We start from the raw sequence: 14,818 nt of genomic DNA, 5'->3' as shown, positions 1-14,818 counted from the left end.
AAACTCATTTAAATCACTTTGCTATTAAGTACAAATTGATTCTTAGAGCGAACCAGATTGCTTGGCAGGAGCTTAAAAATATGGCAGCTTAAAATTGACCGTGCGTAACATGAGTTATTCAGTGTAGCAAAAGCCTTTGCAAGCTCTGCCTATGAAGGTGTTAAAGGTGCCTTGAAAGGTTTGGCTGAAGGTGTTGCAGAGGGTAAAGGCTTATCCACCATTGCAAGTGCAGTTAAAGGGGCCATATTTGGTGGATTTTCTGGACTCGCAAGTGGATTTAATAAGTCGCTAGAAAAAGATCTCGCTGCTAAACGCGAAAGCAGCGATATAGTATTGAGCTCACCTTCTAGTATGCAGAAAGGACAACCTCCCACCATCACGAGCACAGGTCCGCAAACAAGCATGAACGCTGAACGGTCTAAAGAGGAGACCGAGGATCACGACGATGACTATGAGCGCGGGGCTCATCCGGTTTAATTTTCGAGTAGCAAGGAGAAAATTTTTTGTAAATCGTGCTCATTGTTGTAATTAATTACCAGGGCCCCTTTTCCTGCGGCATTAGTCTTTAATTTAACTTGAGTTTCAAATCGCTGGGTCAAGTAATTTAATTGCTCTTGATAGCCTTGGGTTAAAGCTTCCCTTGTACTTTCTTTTTCACTTAAGCCTTTTTTCATGCGCTCTACTAATTTCTCCGTCTCTCTAACGGATAAATTTTTCGCAATAATAATTTGCGCAGCTTGGTTTTGTTGTTCTTCATCCAACACCAGCAAAGAGCGAGCATGACCCATATCTAAATCACCATGCTCTAAAAGCTTTTTAACCGAGCTAGATAAGGACATTAAGCGCAAGAAATTACTCACTGCAGTTCTAGACTTAGAAAGCAGATCAGCGACTTGCTGGTGGGTTAAGGCGAATTCGGTAGTGAGTCTATACATCGCACGTGCTTGATCCATGGCATTAAGATCTTCACGTTGCAAATTCTCTAACAACGCCATCGCCATGGCTGTTTCATCATCTACTTGTTTCAGGATAACAGGAACTTCTTTAAGGCCGGCAAGTTGACTCGCGCGCCAGCGTCGCTCTCCGGCAATGATTTCATAACTACCATTACTTAATTCGCGTACGAGTAAGGGTTGTAATACACCTTGTTTCTTTATTGAATCTGCTAATTCATTGAGTGGAATTTCTTCCATTTCTCCACGGGGCTGATATTTACCAGGTTGTAAACACTCAATCGCTAATTGCAATTGTTCATGTTGGGGTTTATCAGTCACTAATGTCGTGTTGGATTGACTTAATAAAGCCGATAAATTTCGTCCAAGACCACCGCGTTTTGCTGTCATTTATACCTCAATTAACCTGCAACAGTTTGTTTATTTATTAGTTCAGAGGCCAGCACCATATAAGCTGCAGCGCCTGGGGATGTTTTATCGTAATGTAAAGCTGCAAGTCCATGGCTTGGTGCTTCAGCTAATCGAACATTACGTGGAATCACGGTTCTATATACTTTAGACGGGAAATGTTCTAATAATTGTTTAGATACTTCCGCACATAAACGATTGCGCCCATCATACATAGTACGCAATACCCCTTCCAGGTGCAAACGCGGGTTAACTGAAGATTTAACTTGCTCTATAGTAGACAGTAAAGCCGCTAAACCTTCTAAAGCATAATACTCGCATTGCATCGGAATGAGGATCGAATCCGCGGCCACAAAGGCATTGATGGTTAGTGTATTTAAGGTGGGCGGACAATCGATTAAAATAAAATCATAATCAGCTTGAATAGGTTGTAAGGCTTTATATAAAAAAGTTTCGCGGTGGTTGCGTTCCATCAGGCTGACTTCGGCAACTGTTAAATCTTCATTGCCAGGGATCAAGTCATAGCCACAGTGAGTGGTTAGGGCAGCTTGCGCAGCCAGGCAATCGTGCAATAATACATCATTACTGGTGTGCACTAATTGATTTTTATCAACGCCGCTCCCCATAGTCGCATTACCTTGGGGGTCAAGGTCAATTAAAAGAATTTTTTGACGATTAGCGCTTAAGGAAGCAGCTAAATTGATTGCAGTTGTGGTTTTGCCTACACCGCCTTTTTGGTTGGCAATGGCTATTATTTTCGCCATCTTTATTCCTTAGTTATATTGTCAATTAGGACACAGCAGCGCTCGCCCTCAAGACCTTGCACCGTATACGATTGTACACGATAGTTTTTATTTAAGGCGCTCAATTCCTCATCCGGATAGCGCCCTTTCATCGCAAGCCATACACCTTCTTGCGCGATGAGATGCTGGGTCCAATAAATCATTTGTTCGAGGCTACTGAATGCTCTACTAGTTACTGTATCAAAACCTTGGTTTGGGTGGTAGTTTTCGACACGAAATTGTACTATTTCTAAATTTTTTAAGCCAAGCTGCCGTTTTACTTCATTCAAAAAGCGTACTTTTTTACCATTACTGTCTAAAAGCACGAAGTGGCGCTGGGGTTGAGCGATAGCGAGAGGAATGCCGGGTAGGCCTGCACCAGTGCCGACATCAAGAATAGAATCACCTTGCAACCACGGTAGGATGGCTAAGCTATCTAAGAGGTGTTTACTCACCATAGCCTCTATATCTCGGATGGCAGTAAGGTTATAGGCAGCATTCCATTTATGGAGTAGGGATAAATAATGAAATAAAGGCGAACTTAGTTCGCTTAAATTAAACTGCGCTAATCCCTGTATAAGAAGGTGCTCTACTGATTCATTATGCTTCATTTAATTGCCGTTGTTTTTTTAAATGGACTAAGAGTAGGGACAAGGCGGCAGGGGTTACTCCTGAAATCCTTCCGGCTTGGGCAATACTACGCGGCTTAATAGCGGCTAATTTTTGCATGACTTCATTAGATAAGCCACGAACCCTTGTATAATCAAATTCTTCGGGAAGGGAGGTATTTTCATATTTCTTAAGCTTTTCAATATCTTGCTGCTGGCGTTCAATGTAACCTGCATATTTGGTTTGGATTTCTACTTGTTCCATTACTTCAGCACTTATTGAGGGTAAGCCTAACTCTTCAATCAGAAGTAAATGTTGATAATTAATTTCAGGACGCTTCAAAAACTCGGAGGCGCGGTTATCATGTTGCATGGGATTGACTAAAATATCTTCAAGCAATCCATTATGGTTTACACGAACCCACGTAGTATCTAATAAGTTTTGGGTGGTATCGATAGCTTCTTTTTTGGCAGAAAAATGAGCCCAGCGGACATCGCCTACTAAGCCTAATTCGCGTCCTTTAGCAGTTAAACGTAAATCGGCATTGTCTTCGCGTAAGAGCAAGCGGTATTCGGCGCGCGAAGTAAACATCCGGTAAGGTTCTTGTGTACCGCAAGTAATGAGATCATCAATTAACACACCAATATAAGCCTCATCGCGGCGAGGGCACCATAGGTCTTTATCTTGTACTTGTAAGGCAGCATTCATCCCGGCAATAAGCCCTTGCGCCGCGGCTTCTTCATAACCGGTGGTGCCGTTAATTTGTCCAGCAAAAAATAGATTAGGGATAGCCTTTGTTTGCAAGAATGAAGTTAAGCCTCGGGGGTCAAAATAATCGTATTCGATAGCATAACCAGGCCGGGTAATATGGGCATTCTCAAAACCTTTAATCGTACGTACAAATTGTACTTGTACTTCAAAAGGCAGGCTGGTTGAGATTCCATTAGGATAAATTTCTTCTGTCGTTAAACCCTCAGGTTCAACAAAGATTTGATGCGATAATTTATCCGCAAAACGTACGATTTTATCTTCAATAGAGGGGCAATAACGGGGGCCAACCCCTTCAATAACCCCAGCATACATTGGAGACTGATGCAAATTATTACGAATAATCTCATGAGTGGCTTCGGTGGTGTGGGTAATATGGCAAGAAATTTGTTGGGGGTGGTCCGCAACCGTTCCCAAATAAGAAAACACCGGCAAAGGAGTGTCACCGGGTTGTTCCACCATTTGGCTAAAATCAATCGAGCGTTTATCGATGCGTGGAGGTGTTCCCGTTTTTAATCGCCCCACAGGTAAGTTTAAGTCGCGTAAGCTGTGCGATAAGGCAATCGATGGTGGATCGCCAGCCCTACCTCCGGCATATTGGCTCATACCCACGTGAATTTTCCCACCTAAGAAGGTGCCGACAGTCACAACTACTGCTTTAGCGCGTAGGGTAAAGCCCATTTGGGTTTTTACGCCGCATACCCGACCTTGCTCAATGACTAAATCATCCACTGCTTGCTGAAAAATGGTCAAATTAGGCTGTGCTTGCAGCATAGTTCTAATGGCTTGGCGATAAAGTACGCGATCTGCTTGCGCCCGAGTTGCTCGTACGGCCGGTCCTTTGGACGCATTAAGCATGCGAAATTGAATTCCCGCTTGATCCGCGGCTTTGGCCATCGCGCCATCTAGAGCATCAATTTCTTTAACTAAATGGCCTTTGCCGATTCCGCCAATAGCTGGATTGCAGGACATTTGTCCTAATAAATCGACATTGTGGGTCAGCAATAAGGTATTCACACCCATACGTGCTGCAGCTAAAGCTGCCTCTGTCCCTGCGTGGCCGCCACCAACTACGATGACATCGTACAATTGTTCAAGATTCATGGTTAACCGTAATTGAGAACAAAAAGAGCAATTATACACTTTTTTGGCAATTTCCCCAATAACAATCAGGAAATTCAATGAAAATTACTTGCGTTAACCGCCATTGGATCAATGACGGTTTTTCTAAGTAGGCAATTAGGATGAGGTTTGACCACTTTGCGATAACAGGGGCATAAGTTCCTCACTGTTTTGCTCGGAGGCTACGGCTTCTTTGTCCTTATTTTTGAAAAAGGATAGGGCGTTATTTGCTTTTTTATCCCAATTATCGGGGTCGGCACAAAACTCTTGATATTCCTTTTCGTCTAAGTCCTTCATCTCCTCTTTTTCCGCCTTAAAGAGTTTATTAATAAGGACATTAGTGCCAATGGCCAAAGCTAAAGCCGCTGCTAAAATTCCTAATCCTGCTCCTAATGGCAAAAAGACCAAACTTAAGAACACCAAGGGGGGAATCATTGATTCTATCAAGATAGAACGCATTAATTTCATGGTCTGAAGGGTAATTAGTTTTTCTTGGTATTCGCTCTCTATTTTTAATTTTTTAATTTCTAAGAACATTAATTTTTTAGCATTTTCCTCCGCATGGGGTAGGGCGGCTAATTCTTTAAAGGCCCTAATTCTCTCTTCTTGGTCCGCACGCAATTCCTTAACGGTCATTTTGGTTTTATGGATCTCAATGCCGCCTTTAATCGCATTATTAATTACGGAAAAAGCAAAGCATAAAACTGCACCGGCTATAGTCATTGCGGCAATGGTTGCTGCTGCAAAGGGGAAAAATGGGCCTGTTAGCAAGACAAATGCAAGCATTAAGCCAACCGCATAAGCAATACTAGTGGCTAGAGTCATTTTTTGATAATTCCATTCGCGTTCACATTTTGCTTTGGCTCGTTCTAAGGCTGAAACTTGGATGTCCAGCTCCTTAACACTATCCTCTTGCTCGGCTTTTTTAATTTGCAGCGTGCTAATGCGCATTTGTAGGCTTTGCATTTGGCTTTCTTCTTGGGCTTCGGCAAGCGCCAGCTTTAATTCGTTTAATTCTTTTTGAATTTTTTCATTACTGAGTTTAAGGTCAGTAGCCTGTTTTTTTAAGTGGTTTAGGGCTTCTTCATAATCATTGATTTGCTGGTTGTATTGGGTGCGTTGTTCCTCATAATCCCAAACCGCCAAACTAATATCAAACACTAAAAGGGCAATGGTGAGTATATCACCCCAGGTTCCGGCAGCCCCTTTTCCATACAACCAGAAAAAGCAAAGTAGATTTCCCGTAGCCCAAATAGAATCATTTAAAAGAGAAAATTTTCTTTGAGCCCACTGCGTTTTAAAACGCTCGGTCCAGCCCTCGCTTTTTTCTTCTGCACTCATCCACGGACCTGCAATCGTATGCTTTAATAATAAACCTAAATTAAGGGCAAAACGGAAGTAATATAGGCCCCAACTCATGGTCCCAGTATAGAGATCTGGGGAGCTTACTACCGCGTTAGCTTGATCGACATTAAAAAAATCTTCCGGCAATAAGGATAAGGTCGTTTTTAAGAAGACAGAAGCCCATACCCAATATAGTCTTTTTTCATTAATCCACCCCATATTATCCCGAATCTCTTTGGTGGTACTTCCAGAAGTCATTGCCACCATCTCTTCAGCAAAAGCTTGTCCCACCGCTAAGCCGGTATAGGCCACAGGTTTTCCATCGGAAAAATAAGCATGTTCAGGTGAGGGTTTTATCTGTTGTTCGGTGCAAAATTGGGAATACATCAGTGCATCAATTAATTCCTGGCACTTTTTTAGGTCCTCTTGATATTTTTTAGAGTTTTCCTTTTTTTGGTGTTCCAATTCATATTTTAGTTCACTCATCAGTAATAAATAGGTCACTTGTAAATCGCGCAAGGTTTGATTTTTTTGCGTTTCATTCATGTAGGGAAAAAGCGCTGATTGAGTATTGTCGAGTAAACCCAAATAGAAATTTAACGGAATTAGTAAATCATTGCCTTTGTTGCTTTTATTAAAAAGAAGTAGCTTTTGTACTTCTTCTTTATAACGCAGCTTATCTCTAGTATTACTATAGGCAGTAAGTTCATAGGCTTTTTGGATTAAGCTGCTTGTAAACATAAATTAACCTCAATTTCGAATATTTTATCTAAAAAGTTACAGTGTTCTTTTTTATAGCATAGCATCTATTTTAAAAACAATATGTGGAGGGCGAGCTTTACGAAATTGATACTAAAATTTGCATTAATTAACAGAAAATTAACAAATGCATGATGGGTCAATAAAAATTAACAGTTTTTACCCTTGAGGGTAGAATTTATAGCCCGGTCGTGGGAAGGCTTGTGCCAAAGCATCCAGCATACAGAGTATTTTTTATGAGCATTAGTGCTAAATAAACTAAGCCTTTATTGGTCAGAGCGAGAGTGATGGGAAGGTATTCTCTCCTTCCCCTTCCTAAAGACACTACATCAAGTTGTAAGTTGTTCCCGGGCATAAAGATCGTCAAAGCGTTGAATATCATCTTCTCCTAGATAATCGCCACTTTGTACTTCAATGACATATAAGGGTTCAGAACCATTATTACTCAGGCGGTGTAACGTGTTTTTAGGAATATAAGTAGATTGGTTTACACTCAGATGAATGGTTTCTTTATTGTTAATAACTTCAGCACACCCTGCGACTATAACCCAATGTTCGGCGCGATGTTGGTGCTTTTGTAAGGAGATTTTTGCCCCGGGTTTGACCATCAGTCTTTTTACCTTAAACGACAGGCCTTCAGCTAAAATTTCATAATAACCCCAGGGACGTGAGACTCTTAAATGTTCCTGAGTTATTTGCGAATGATCTTTACGTAAAGAATTCACTAATTCTTTTACATCTTGCGAATATTTTTTATCAGCAACTAAAACCGCGTCATTGGTTGCCACAATAATTTGATCTTGAATGCCTATGGTAGTTACCAGAATATTTTCACTATTAATAAAGCAATTATGACTGTCTTGGGTAATAACTTTGCCAATCACTGTATTACCTTGTTCATCGAGTTGATTGGCATCGGCAACAGCAGTCCAACACCCTAAATCACTCCAAGGCATAGCAATAGGGATAACTGCGGCTTGGCGGGTTTTTTCCATAATCGCATAATCAATCGATTCAGCTTTACATTGAGTAAAATGCTCTAGATTAAGACGTAAAAAATCGTGGTGGCTGGCGCCATGACGTATGGCTTGTAGGCTGTGCTCGTACATCGCCGGTTCAAATTCTTGCAACTGCTCTAAATAAAAACCAGCAGTACAAACAAACATGCCGCTATTCCAATAATAGTTGCCTTGATTGATGAATTGCCTTGCTGTTTGGACATCCGGTTTTTCTCTAAAACTAGAAACCTTCAGTACTTCATCACTCAAATGACTTCCCGCCTCTATATAGCCATAACCTGTTTTAGGTTGATTGGCAGTAATGCCGAAAGTAATAATTCCTGGTTGTTGCGCCACAAATTCTGCACCTGTAAGCATGGCCTCTTCCCAGGCTTTTACATCTCCAATCCAGTGATCAGAAGGTAAAATAAGCATTACGGCGTCTTTACCTACATTCGCTTGCAGATAATGGGCTGCGCAAGCGATAGCCGGGGCGGTGTTGCGCGCACAAGGTTCTAATAGATAGGTCGCGGCTTTAGGAAATGCTTGTAATTGTTCTTGGCAGAGAAAATAATGGGCGTCATTGCTGACTATAAGAGGCTTACTGTTGGGTAATTGACTAACTCGCTGCATGGTTTGTTGCAATAAGGACAGCTCGCTATTTAAAGCTAAAAATTGTTTAGGAAAATTTTGTCGAGATAAAGGCCATAAACGAGTGCCAGAACCGCCAGCAAGAATTATTGGGTATAAAGAAATCGTCATCACATTCCTAAGTGTGGCATAATTGGACATCATTTTAGCAGGAATTTTTAAGAGCGTGCAAATGCTCAATTTATACGAGGTATGATTAAGTGAAAAAAGCAGTCGTTTTATTATCCGGTGGTTTAGACTCCACTACCTGTTTGGCATTAGCTCGCTCAGAGGGGTTCTCTTGTTTTGCTTTAAGCTTTTCCTACGGCCAACGTCATTCAGCTGAGCTGCATGCGGCTACGCGTATTGCCGCGCAGATGAACGTTGCGGAACATAAAATAGTTTCTTTAGATACGGATTTATTTTCTGGCTCTGCATTAACGGACCAATCCATTCAAGTACCTAAATTTCAAGAGGGCAGCGAAATTCCGGTTACCTATGTCCCTGCACGTAATACTATTTTCCTGGCTATGGCTTTAGGTTTTGCTGAATCGATTGGCGCGCGTGATATTTTTATTGGCGCAAGCTCAGTGGATTATTCGCATTACCCCGATTGCCGTCCGGAATTTATTGCAGCTTTCCAAACTATGGCTAATCTTGCGACGAAGGCTGGCGTAAATGGTGATCTGTTCACTATTCATGCACCCTTGCAACATTTATCTAAAATTCAGACCATTCAATTGGGCCACCGTTTAGGAGTGGACTACTCCCTTACCGTTTCCTGTTATCAAGCGAATGAACAGGGAGAGGCCTGTGGTCATTGTGACAGCTGTATGTTTAGAAAAAGAGGCTTTATCGGTGCAGAATTAACAGATCCGACCGTATATAAATTAAGTTGATTTTTTTCTATTCAATAATTTGGTTTAAAATGATACAATCGTGCTTTTGTTCTGATGAGAATAGTTATGGTAGTTAGTGATTGGTATAAACGAAATAAGGCGCGAGCCAATACGACCTTAATCTCTGCAGGGATCTTTGGGGTTACTGCAGCCCTTTTATGCTTTGCCTTCCCTGGGGTGTTGCCCTTCCTCGCATCAACAACTGTGTTGGGCTGGGCGCCTTTGGTTTTTTTAACTAAAGCGCCTATATTATTGGCCTGTGTTGCTGTGGGGCTAATGGTGAGCAGCCTCTCTTTAATCGGGCTTTCCTGCGCGGCCTTTATCCAGCAAAAAGTAAAGGCTTTTGCGCAACATTCGTCAACGTTATGGGGCCATGAGGAACGTCAGGCATTAAGCCCTGTGGCTGAAGAGTCTTATAAAAAGTTGCTGCAATCTAGTTTGCAGCCCTGTAAGTATCCTCATTATAAAGCTTATCGGACTGATGAGTTTGTCCTGGCCAATTGCCCAAGGCTTGCGACAGAAAAAACTGAGGTGCCTCCCTTAGCATTGGCTAGTTCAGAAGATCTTAATACCTCAGTTTTAAGCTGCTCATTTTAAGAATCTCTTTAATTTAATCCATAAGATAGAAGTGTGAAATAAAAAATTATTTTGCACCTATTTTTTGCTTTAAGTCTAAACAAAGTTAATTTCTTTACGTTTTTGTTACAATATATTGCTCAGTTTCGTTTCACAAGCACTTCGTTCATTGCTACAATCCCCAGCGGTTTTTATAATCTTTATGGAGTAAAGAAATGACATTTAAAGAGTTTATGGTAGGTAGTTTTCGTTTGCCAGCAAGGGTTTTGAGTGCAACGATGACGCTAGTTTTTGGTGCTTCTGCCCTTAAACGAGATGGAACTGTTGATGAAAAACGCTCTTTTCCAGGCTTATTAGGTTTAGTTTTAGGTTCCGCTTCAGCTCTTCTTGATCTGATTAAAGGATTAGGACGGGGTTTAACTGGCTTAATTAGAAAGCATCAACAAGCGATTGCTAGTGCTTTTTGGATGTCTTTATTAGTAGGTGGTGCTGCTGCTTTAACAGTAGCTTTATGGCCTGCTGCTCTAACTGCGGTGGTTAATTTCAGCATTGCTGGCTACTCTATTGCTTCTGTATTTGGTACTAATTTTGCAGTCCAAGTGGGCGCAACCGCGGGTATCGGCGCTGTATTAGCAAGTGCTGCGGTCTATTCTGTAGCGGCTTTCGCTAATTTCGTTAGCTTTATCAAAAGCTGCTGTACAAAAGCCCCTGCTGCAAATCAAGCTGATTTTGTAGCTGAAGGCCCTAGCAACACCAGCGCTGCATCTTTAAGCAAATTAAGTAAAGGTACGCCAACCGTGGTTGCTGATCTTTCTGTAGGAACTGCTCCAATCCATAGCTCTATATTATCATCTAAAGCGTCACCCAAAGAACTTGATGCTGAGCAGATTAATAACATCACTGCAACTCTGTAGTGACCTGCTAATAAAAAAACGCGGCTTAAGCCGCGTTTTTTTTAGGATTCTTTCCAGCGTTTGGTTAGGCCGCAATCTAAATTAAATAAATCAAGTACTCGGCCTACGGCATCGTCAATTATTTCTTCGATGGTTTGGGGGCGATGGTAAAAAGCCGGAACAGGGGGATAGATAATTCCGCCCATTTGGGTTACCTGGAGCATATTGTTGAGGTGACCAAGGTGAAGGGGCGTCTCTCGGGGCATGAGCACTAAGCGGCGGCGCTCTTTTAACACTACATCTGCTGCGCGAGTAAGTAAATTACTACTTAAGCCATGAGCAATTTCACCCAGGGTATTCATAGAACAAGGGGCGACAATCATTCCTAAGGTTTTAAAGGAGCCGCTGGCAATTGAGGCACTGACATCAGAGCATTTATGGTACACATCCGCTAAAGCACGTAATTCTGCCGCACTAAGCTCGGTTTCGTAAGCCCTAGTTAATTGTCCTGCTTTAGTCACTACTAAATGAGTTTCAATGGGCAATTCTTTTAAAATTTGTAATAGCTTTATGCCATAAATGATGCCAGAAGAGCCGGTAATGCCAATAATGATTCTCGATTTTTGCGCGGTCATAGCTATTTATCTTTGGTAAAAAACATTCTGTTAATAGTAGCAAACTATCTTCCTCTGCATGTAGAAAAATTAATAAGATACTGCATTTCAACGCAGCATTTCTTTTAACTTTGCGTTATAATTGCTCGTTTTACAGTACGAGTCTTCATTTTATGGCTACAGAACGCAAAATGCTGGTAACCAGCGCTTTACCCTATGCAAATGGACATCTTCATTTAGGTCATATGGTAGAGCATATTCAAACGGATATTTGGGTGCGCACCCATAAGATGCTGGGCATTCAATGTATAAGTGTGTGTGGTGATGATGCTCATGGAACACCAATTATGCTTAAAGCCGAGCAAATGGGTATTAGTCCAGAAGCATTAACGGCTGAGATAAAATTAAGTCATGAGCAAGATTTTAAAGCCTTTGCTATTGATTATGATTGTTACCATACCACCCATTCCCCAGAAAACCAGCAATTAGCCAGTTTCATTTATGAACAATTGCAAAACGCCGGCGCCATTGTAAAAAAGACTATTCGTCAAGCCTTCGATCCGCTCAAGAACATGTTTTTACCTGATCGTTATGTTAAAGGAACCTGTCCTAAGTGCGGTGCTCTTGATCAATATGGCGATAATTGTGAGTCTTGTGGGGCAACTTATGCACCCACCGATTTAATTGATGCCGTCTCTGCTATTTCGGGTGCTAAGCCGATAGAAAAAGACTCTGAGCATTATTTCTTTGACTTACCTCGCTATGAACAATTATTAAAAGAGTGGACCACCAGTGGGCATCTACAAACCGAGGTGGCAAATAAGTTAAGTGAATGGTTTGAGGCAGGATTAAAGCAATGGGATATTTCCCGTGATGCCCCTTATTTTGGTTTTCCCATACCTGGAACTGTGGATAAATATTTTTATGTTTGGTTGGATGCCCCCATTGGCTATATGGCTAGTTTTAAAAAATATTGTACTGAGCAAAACCTTTCTTTTGCTGAGTTTTGGTCTAAAGACAGTAGTACGGAGCTCTACCATTTTGTCGGGAAAGACATCGTTTACTTCCATGCTTTATTTTGGCCAGCCCTTTTAGCTGCCAGTGGTCATCGTACTCCAACTGCCGTATATACCCATGGTTTTTTAACCGTCGATGGTCAAAAAATGTCGAAGTCACGTGGCACGTTTATTGAAGTGCGTAGTTATTTAGCCCATTTAAATCCAGAGTATTTACGTTATTATTTTGCCGCTAAGTTAAATGGCCGGGTTGATGATTTAGATTTAAATTTTGATGATTTTATTAATCGAGTCAATGCTGATCTAGTCGGGAAAGTAGTCAATATAGCAAGTCGTTGTGCCGGTTTCATTAATAAACGCTTTGCTAATCAATTAAGCTCTGCTTTGGCGGAGCCGCAGCTATACAATGACCTAGTCAGTGTTCGGGAAACGATCATTGATGCTTATGTGAGCCGTGATTATGCTCGTGCTATCCGGCAAATCATGGATTGTGCGGATAAAGTCAATCAATATATCGATGCTAATAAACCCTGGGTTTTAGCTAAAGATGAGGCGCGTTTAGCTGAGGTGCATGCTATTTGTACAATGGGGATTAATCTCTTTCGAGTCTTGATGACCTATTTAAAACCCGTATTACCACAAATGAGCGCCGCTGCAGAGCAATTTTTAGCTTGTGAGCCGCTTATTTGGTCATCAATAGACAGTCCCTTATTAAACCATCCAATAGCTAGTTTTCAACCCTTAATGGTTAGGGTAGAAAAAGAAAAAATCGAGGCCATGTTAATGCAAAATAAAGACACAACACCGGTAGAGGATAAAAACAAGTTAGCTACAGCTGCCCAGGAAGAATCCTTTGTGAGTATTGATGACTTTGCCAAAATTGATTTACGTATTGCAAAAATCATTGATGCAGCACCTGTGGAGGGGGCAGATAAATTACTCCGTTTACGCCTCGATTTAGGTGAACAACAAAAGCAGGTCTTTGCTGGGATTAAAAGCGCTTATGAACCAGAACAATTAATCGGCCGCCTTACCGTCATGGTGGCGAATTTGGCGCCGCGAACAATGCGCTTTGGTGTGTCTGAGGGAATGGTTTTGGCTGCGGGTGATGGAAAGGGTATTTATTTATTACAACCAGATTCTGGCGCTTTACCAGGAATGAAGGTGAAGTAAGATGTCTTTAGTTAAGCAAATTGATGCCTTATTACCGCAAACTCAGTGTGGCGAATGTGATTATGCGGGTTGCCTGCCCTACGCTGAAGCCCTAGTGCAGGGAAGGGCACCCATTAATAAATGCCCGCCCGGCGGGGTTGAAACGGTGAAGGCCTTAGGAGGCTTATTAAATATTGATCCCAGCCCTTATTTAAAGTCAGCGCTGGAAAACACTAGACCCCCCTCCGTTGCTTTAATTCGTGAAGAAGAATGTATTGGCTGTACTAAATGCATCAAAGCCTGTCCGGTGGATGCCATTATTGGTAGTGCGAAATTAATGCATGTCATCCTTGCGCAAGAATGCACGGGTTGTGGTTTGTGTGTTGAACCTTGTCCCGTTGATTGTATTGAAATGGTAGATATTCCTAATGCCGATTATGATAGGGATCGCGCCCGCGCCCGCTTTCATGCTAAAACAACCCGCTTATTGCGGCTTGAGCATGAACAACAGCAACAATATCGAGAAAAAAGGCTGCTGGCGCAACAAAGTTCAAACCAACAGCAGGATGTGCAAGCAAAGCAAGACTACATTCAGCAAGCCTTGGCTCGAGTAAAAGCGAAAAAAAATGAATAAGGGGCAACGCCATGAACTGTTTAGCCGTTTGCGCGAGCAAAACCCTCACCCCACCACTGAGTTAATTTATCATTCGCCCTTTGAGTTGTTAATCGCGGTCATGTTATCTGCGCAAGCAACTGATGTGAGTGTTAATAAAGCCACGGCTAAATTATTTCCCCAGGCTAACACGCCGCAAGCTATTCTTGATTTAGGGTTGGATAAGCTTAAAGAATACATTAAAACCATTGGCCTTTATAATAGTAAAGCGCAAAATGTAATAAAGACTTGTGCCTTATTAATTGAAAAGCATCAAGGGCAGGTACCGAGAACCCGCGAAGAGCTAGAGGCTTTACCCGGAGTCGGACGAAAAACGGCGAATGTCGTGTTAAACACCGCCTTTGGGCAGCCCACTATGGCGGTAGATACCCATATTTTTCGAGTTGCTAATCGCACGGGGTTAGCCGCAGGGAAAACCCCTTTAGCCGTAGAATTAGCTTTATTGAAAAAAATTGAACCTGAATTTCTCCGCGATGCTCATCATTGGCTTATTTTACATGGCCGTTATGTCTGTACCGCTCGTAGTCCACACTGCTCGCAGTGCATTCTCGTTGATTTATGTGAATATACTCATAAAAATTTATAATTGCTTATAGGCTTTCATACCAAGCAAAGAAAGCAG

The 14,818-nt window shown here is 41.8% G+C and carries 14 protein-coding genes; 7 read left to right on the top strand and 7 right to left on the bottom strand.

The annotated features are described in order from the left end of the window. Nucleotides 1-171 precede the first annotated feature (171 nt). Nucleotides 172-477, top strand: a complete 306-nt coding sequence (locus ELY15_RS03285; RefSeq protein WP_127098220.1) for a hypothetical protein — start codon at nucleotides 172-174, stop codon at nucleotides 475-477. On the opposite strand, the gene ELY15_RS03280 is transcribed toward ELY15_RS03285, so the two are convergent. The 6 genes from ELY15_RS03280 to ELY15_RS03255 all read right to left on the bottom strand — a co-directional run bounded on the left by ELY15_RS03280 (nucleotide 474) and on the right by ELY15_RS03255 (nucleotide 8,505). Continuing rightward, entirely contained in the window at nucleotides 474-1,343 is an 870-nt protein-coding gene (locus ELY15_RS03280; RefSeq protein WP_127098219.1) for a ParB/RepB/Spo0J family partition protein, read from the bottom strand. The genes ELY15_RS03285 and ELY15_RS03280 overlap by 4 nt on opposite strands. Before the next feature lie 11 nt (nucleotides 1,344-1,354). Beyond that, the gene (locus tag ELY15_RS03275; protein ID WP_127098218.1) at nucleotides 1,355-2,125 is read right to left on the bottom strand and encodes a ParA family protein; all 771 of its coding nucleotides are present in this window, start codon (nucleotides 2,123-2,125) and stop codon (nucleotides 1,355-1,357) included. Between the two features lie 2 nt (nucleotides 2,126-2,127). After that, on the bottom strand, nucleotides 2,128-2,754 hold the full coding sequence (gene rsmG / locus ELY15_RS03270) for a 16S rRNA (guanine(527)-N(7))-methyltransferase RsmG (RefSeq protein WP_127098217.1): 627 nt from the start codon (nucleotides 2,752-2,754) through the stop codon (nucleotides 2,128-2,130). Beyond that, a complete protein-coding gene (gene mnmG / locus ELY15_RS03265; RefSeq protein WP_127098216.1) occupies nucleotides 2,744-4,624 on the bottom strand; it encodes a tRNA uridine-5-carboxymethylaminomethyl(34) synthesis enzyme MnmG in 1,881 nt (626 codons plus the stop codon). Before mnmG ends, rsmG begins: the two co-directional genes overlap by 11 nt. Nucleotides 4,625-4,759: 135 nt before the next feature. Continuing rightward, nucleotides 4,760-6,727: a hypothetical protein gene (locus tag ELY15_RS03260; RefSeq protein ID WP_127098215.1), complete on the bottom strand. Its 1,968-nt coding sequence runs from the start codon at nucleotides 6,725-6,727 to the stop codon at nucleotides 4,760-4,762. A 347-nt stretch (nucleotides 6,728-7,074) separates the two neighbouring features. Continuing rightward, nucleotides 7,075-8,505, bottom strand: a complete 1,431-nt coding sequence (locus ELY15_RS03255) for a mannose-1-phosphate guanylyltransferase/mannose-6-phosphate isomerase (RefSeq protein WP_127098223.1) — start codon at nucleotides 8,503-8,505, stop codon at nucleotides 7,075-7,077. 89 nt (nucleotides 8,506-8,594) lie between these two features. Here ELY15_RS03255 and queC point away from each other — a divergent pair, with 89 nt between their 5' ends. From queC to ELY15_RS03240, 3 genes are all read left to right on the top strand, one after another. Beyond that, nucleotides 8,595-9,272, top strand: coding sequence for a 7-cyano-7-deazaguanine synthase QueC (gene queC / locus ELY15_RS03250; protein WP_127098214.1), 678 nt, complete (start codon nucleotides 8,595-8,597; stop codon nucleotides 9,270-9,272). A gap of 66 nt (nucleotides 9,273-9,338) precedes the next feature. Then, nucleotides 9,339-9,869, top strand: coding sequence for a hypothetical protein (locus ELY15_RS03245; protein ID WP_127098213.1), 531 nt, complete (start codon nucleotides 9,339-9,341; stop codon nucleotides 9,867-9,869). A gap of 194 nt (nucleotides 9,870-10,063) precedes the next feature. Beyond that, nucleotides 10,064-10,762, top strand: a complete 699-nt coding sequence (locus tag ELY15_RS03240; RefSeq protein ID WP_127098212.1) for a hypothetical protein — start codon at nucleotides 10,064-10,066, stop codon at nucleotides 10,760-10,762. A gap of 41 nt (nucleotides 10,763-10,803) precedes the next feature. On the opposite strand, the gene ELY15_RS03235 is transcribed toward ELY15_RS03240, so the two are convergent. Further along, entirely contained in the window at nucleotides 10,804-11,376 is a 573-nt protein-coding gene (locus ELY15_RS03235) for a UbiX family flavin prenyltransferase (RefSeq protein ID WP_127098211.1), read from the bottom strand. Nucleotides 11,377-11,528: 152 nt separating this feature from the next. Between ELY15_RS03235 and metG the strand changes: the two genes are divergently transcribed. Genes metG through nth form a run of 3 tightly spaced genes read left to right on the top strand, consistent with a single transcriptional unit; the run spans nucleotide 11,529 to nucleotide 14,782 of the window. Continuing rightward, nucleotides 11,529-13,544: a methionine--tRNA ligase gene (gene metG / locus ELY15_RS03230; protein WP_127098210.1), complete on the top strand. Its 2,016-nt coding sequence runs from the start codon at nucleotides 11,529-11,531 to the stop codon at nucleotides 13,542-13,544. Between the two features lies 1 nt (nucleotide 13,545). Further along, on the top strand, nucleotides 13,546-14,157 hold the full coding sequence (locus tag ELY15_RS03225; RefSeq protein WP_127098209.1) for an RnfABCDGE type electron transport complex subunit B: 612 nt from the start codon (nucleotides 13,546-13,548) through the stop codon (nucleotides 14,155-14,157). After that, a complete protein-coding gene (gene nth / locus ELY15_RS03220; RefSeq protein WP_127098208.1) occupies nucleotides 14,150-14,782 on the top strand; it encodes an endonuclease III in 633 nt (210 codons plus the stop codon). The genes ELY15_RS03225 and nth overlap by 8 nt, the downstream gene beginning before the upstream one ends. Nucleotides 14,783-14,818: the final 36 nt, after the last annotated feature.

The sequence above is a fragment of the Legionella sp. km772 genome, from assembly GCF_003989735.1.
In the GTDB taxonomy this organism is placed as follows: Bacteria; Pseudomonadota; Gammaproteobacteria; order Legionellales; family Legionellaceae; genus Legionella.
This window is presented reverse-complemented; position numbering and strand designations above follow the sequence as displayed.

What these genes read in the sequence shown, in the direction of transcription:
- ELY15_RS03240 (WP_127098212.1), top strand. Translation starts at nt 10,064, where the DNA reads ATGACATTTAAAGAGTTTATGGTAGGTAGTTTTCGTTTGCCAGCAAGG.
- ELY15_RS03235 (WP_127098211.1), bottom strand. Translation starts at nt 11,376, where the DNA reads ATGACCGCGCAAAAATCGAGAATCATTATTGGCATTACCGGCTCTTCT.
- metG (WP_127098210.1), top strand. Translation starts at nt 11,529, where the DNA reads ATGGCTACAGAACGCAAAATGCTGGTAACCAGCGCTTTACCCTATGCA.
- ELY15_RS03245 (WP_127098213.1), top strand. Translation starts at nt 9,339, where the DNA reads ATGGTAGTTAGTGATTGGTATAAACGAAATAAGGCGCGAGCCAATACG.
- ELY15_RS03255 (WP_127098223.1), bottom strand. Translation starts at nt 8,505, where the DNA reads ATGACGATTTCTTTATACCCAATAATTCTTGCTGGCGGTTCTGGCACT.
- ELY15_RS03280 (WP_127098219.1), bottom strand. Translation starts at nt 1,343, where the DNA reads ATGACAGCAAAACGCGGTGGTCTTGGACGAAATTTATCGGCTTTATTA.
- ELY15_RS03225 (WP_127098209.1), top strand. Translation starts at nt 13,546, where the DNA reads ATGTCTTTAGTTAAGCAAATTGATGCCTTATTACCGCAAACTCAGTGT.
- rsmG (WP_127098217.1), bottom strand. Translation starts at nt 2,754, where the DNA reads ATGAAGCATAATGAATCAGTAGAGCACCTTCTTATACAGGGATTAGCG.
- ELY15_RS03275 (WP_127098218.1), bottom strand. Translation starts at nt 2,125, where the DNA reads ATGGCGAAAATAATAGCCATTGCCAACCAAAAAGGCGGTGTAGGCAAA.
- mnmG (WP_127098216.1), bottom strand. Translation starts at nt 4,624, where the DNA reads ATGAATCTTGAACAATTGTACGATGTCATCGTAGTTGGTGGCGGCCAC.
- ELY15_RS03260 (WP_127098215.1), bottom strand. Translation starts at nt 6,727, where the DNA reads ATGTTTACAAGCAGCTTAATCCAAAAAGCCTATGAACTTACTGCCTAT.
- nth (WP_127098208.1), top strand. Translation starts at nt 14,150, where the DNA reads ATGAATAAGGGGCAACGCCATGAACTGTTTAGCCGTTTGCGCGAGCAA.